The organism is Pseudomonas sp. KCJK8993, assembly GCF_046230915.1.
Lineage (GTDB): Bacteria > Pseudomonadota > Gammaproteobacteria > Pseudomonadales > Pseudomonadaceae > Aquipseudomonas > Aquipseudomonas piscis.
This window is the reverse complement of record NZ_JBJJLO010000215.1, coordinates 1-3,407: the sequence shown is the minus strand read 5'-3', so window position 1 is coordinate 3,407 and position 3,407 is coordinate 1. Positions and strand designations below refer to the sequence as shown.

Genomic DNA, 3,407 nt, shown 5'->3' with positions numbered 1-3,407 from the left:
TCGGCCTTGGGCCCGGCGATCACGCTCTGCAAGGGGGCGTTGTGAATCGCCAGGTCGACACCATCGGCCTGTTGCGCCTGCAAAAGCTCCACCAGCGCGTGGCGCCGCAGGTTCATGATCGCGGCCATGCCCCCCTCCCCGCCACTGACCTGGCTCATCAGCTCGGCGCGGCGCTGGACCAGGCGCAGGCCCGATGCGAAATCGAAGCACTGCGCGGCCAGCAGGGCGTTGAACTCACCCAGGCTGTGACCGGCGAAACCATCCGCCTGGGCGCCATCGCGCAACCGCTGGAAATAGGCCAGGGCGTTGACCACATAGATCGCCGGCTGGGTGTAGCGGGTCTGGTCCAGCAGGCCATCCGGGTCATCGAGGCACAGGGCCTTGATCGAATAATCGAGTATGTCGCTGGCCGCTTCGGTCAGCTCGGGGAACTCATCGAACAGCTGGCCACCCATGCCGCGCTGCTGCGAACCCTGGCCGGGAAAGATGAACACCTTCATTGGCACCTCCATTGTGCATTGCCCCTGGCGGCGCGCCAGACCTGGCGCGCCCTGCCCGGTCCATCCGTGCTACACCGCCCGCGCCTGGAGCCGGGTGTGGATCAGGTCCGCCAGTTCGCCGATATTGCCCGGGCCGAACAGCTCCACCCGCGGAATGCTCAGGGACAGCGACTCCAGCACCAGCATCACGATTTCCGCGCGATCCACCGAGTTCGCACCCAGGTCACGCAAGCGGTCGCCCCGGGTGAACGCATGGCTGGCAAGGGTAGGAATCACTTGCCGGACGTGACGGACGATCAATTCGAATACCTGTTCTCTGGTCATGCTTGTGCCTCGCTATTGAAGGAATATCGCACCGGGCAATGGTTAATCAGTTGCCGAACAGTGCCTTGATGCGCTCTCGCACCTCGGGGTGATGGAAGGTTTGCTCGTGCATCTGCACCTCGCGGGCCGTGACCGCGGGCAACTGCGCACGCAGGCCAGAGGTCAGGTGCGCCTTGAGGGTCACCAATGAATGCCGGGGTTTCTCGGCCAATTGCGTCGCCAGTTCATGGGCGTGGGCCAGCACGTTCGCCCGTGGCAACACCGGGAACGGGATGCCGCGGCCGGCCAGCTCGTCGCCGCGATAGTTCTCGGCAGTCATCAGCAGTTCCTGAGCCAGCGCCAGGCCGAGCTTCTCCTGCAGCACCAGGGTCGCGCCGAACCCCGGGGTGAAGCCATAGCGCATGAAGTTCGCCGCATATACGCTCTCGCGACTGAGCACCGCCAGGTCGGCGAACAGGCCGAACACCAGCCCGCCACCAATCGCATGCCCCTGCATGGCCGCCACTACCGGGATCTCGCAGGTCAGCGGCAATTCGTAGATCGGGTAGTCGGTGAACTGGCCGCGCCCGTCGGCCAGCTCGAGCAGCATTTCCTGGGTGCCGCCGGTGCAGAAGTAGGTGTCGTAGCCGGTCAGGACCACCACCTTCCACGCCGGATTGCTACGCACCGTTTCGAAGGTGCGGATCAGTGCCTGGGCCAGGCCAGTGGAGAATCCGTTCTTGTGGACGCGATCGGTCATGGTGACCTGCACGATCGCTGGCGTTACCTGTTCGAGCTGTACCAGATCGTCGCTCATATCAAACCTGCTCCCACGGGAACGCGCCCGTCTCGACGTAACGCACGATGTTCGAAAGGTTTTGCGGATCGCTGAACACCTGCCGGTTGGCCGCCAGCGCGGCGTCGCGATCGAGTCGTGGCGAGCCAGAGAGGGACGCGCGAAATTGCTTGTAGCGCGCCACTCCCGGCCGGGACAGGCGCCGCAAGCGCAACAGGTGCTTGCGCAGCAGGTTGTCGCCATCGGCCTCGCAGGCATCCACCAGCCCCCAGGACAGGGCCTGGTCGACGCCTATCGCGCTGGTCATCAAGGTCATGTAGTGGGCGCGCTGCGGGCCGATGCGGCGCTCCAGGAACGGCAATACGCAGGCCGGCATCAGCCCGAACAGCAACTCCGAAAGGCTGAAGGAGGCGCTCTGGTCGGCGATCACGATATCGCTGGCGGCGACGAACCCGACGCCGCCGGCATTGACCTTGCCGCGCACGTAGGACAGCACCACGAACGGCCCGGTCGCCAGGCGCAGCCAGAGGTCATAGAGGGTGGCCGGATCGAGCACGCTGGAACTGACCTGGGGGTCGTTGGCCAACTTGCGCACCAGCGCGAAGTCCATGCCGAAGCAGAAAACCTGCGGCAGTCCTTCGAGCACCAGTACCGTCACGCGCTCATCCAGCCGTTCCAGCAGGTCGGCCAGCTCGGCGACCAGGCGATCGTCGATGGTGTTGTTGGCCTCGGGCCGATACAGCTGCACGAAGCAGATGTTGTCTTCGTGGCGCACACGCAGGGTGTGGTATCCGGTTTCGATCATGGTAACCCTCGCTGCGGTTTGACTCCCCCACACAAACTTCCAAAACTTCAAACAAAGGAAGTCACATGAAGATAAACCTCGTTATTTACTTTCCCCGTTTATGGGGACACAGCTAAAAGCTTTTCCGCACATTCAATGCAAATACTCATCGTACTAAGTCAATCGCCCATTTTCCTCCAAGTACTCCTCAACAATCGCACACGCAAAAAAACCCCCATACCCGAACGAATTGACTAAGGCTCTTCGGGGGTATTCGTACTCAACTCCTCCCACAAGCCTCACCGGACGTTTCCATTCAGCGAGTTCATGCTTTAGATAAAAGGCTGAATCTTCAAGGTTTATCTCACGATCAACAGGAAGTGCTTTTATCATAGGTGATATTTTCTTGTTTTTTATCTGCAGTATTACCTTGATTAATTGAGATATCCCGGATGCAGCAGCAAGATGACCGATATTGGGCTTTACGGACCCCACCGCACAAAATCCTTTAGCCGAAGTCAAATTAGAGAATGCCTTAAGGGTAGCTTCAAGCTCAAGTACGTCACCAATTGGAAGGCCTGGAGCAGCGCAATCCAAGTAACTAATAGACTGGGGATCCACGCGTGCACGCATAATGGCCCCTTCAACCAAACTAGTTACTTTCTCAAAGTCTAGGGAGATGAGCAGGTCATCACTGCTATTCACATTATGATTACCGATAAAACCATGATTGGTCGTACGAATGACTGCCAGTATTGGATCTTGATTTTCCACAGCTTTGGAGAGCGGCCTCAAGACAACCGCTCCGGCCCCTTCTCCTAATATAATTCCACTTCTTTCCTGAGCATAACTTCGATAAGTTGGATCATTAGCCAATATTCCTGCTTGGCTTCCAAAGACAAAATGGTCCTTGTTGAGCATCATGCCTGCCGCGGCTATTGCAGTCTCGCAATCACCTGCACGCAGCCCAGCGCAAGCCAGATGCAGAGCACTGATCGCAGAGGCACTATGCAGATCTAGCACT

The 3,407-nt window shown here is 59.3% G+C and carries 5 protein-coding genes; all 5 read right to left on the bottom strand.

The genetic code is table 11. The features are described 5' to 3' along the window. Positions 1–500, bottom strand: a 500-nt coding sequence (locus ACK6AU_RS31625) for an acyltransferase domain-containing protein (RefSeq protein ID WP_409303668.1), incomplete at its 3' end; no start/stop codon positions are given. Positions 501–569: 69 nt separating this feature from the next. Further along, the gene (locus ACK6AU_RS31620) at positions 570–824 is read right to left on the bottom strand and encodes an acyl carrier protein (RefSeq protein WP_409303666.1); all 255 of its coding nucleotides are present in this window, start codon (positions 822–824) and stop codon (positions 570–572) included. Positions 825–870: 46 nt separating this feature from the next. After that, positions 871–1,620 carry a polyketide synthase gene (locus ACK6AU_RS31615; protein WP_241107811.1) on the bottom strand — a complete coding sequence of 250 codons (750 nt, stop codon included), beginning with the start codon at positions 1,618–1,620 and terminating at the stop codon, positions 871–873. A gap of 1 nt (position 1,621) precedes the next feature. After that, a complete protein-coding gene (locus ACK6AU_RS31610) occupies positions 1,622–2,404 on the bottom strand; it encodes an enoyl-CoA hydratase/isomerase (RefSeq protein ID WP_409303664.1) in 783 nt (260 codons plus the stop codon). Positions 2,405–2,557: 153 nt separating this feature from the next. Then, positions 2,558–3,407: polyketide synthase (locus ACK6AU_RS31605; RefSeq protein ID WP_409303662.1), on the bottom strand; the 850-nt coding region annotated here is incomplete at its 5' end.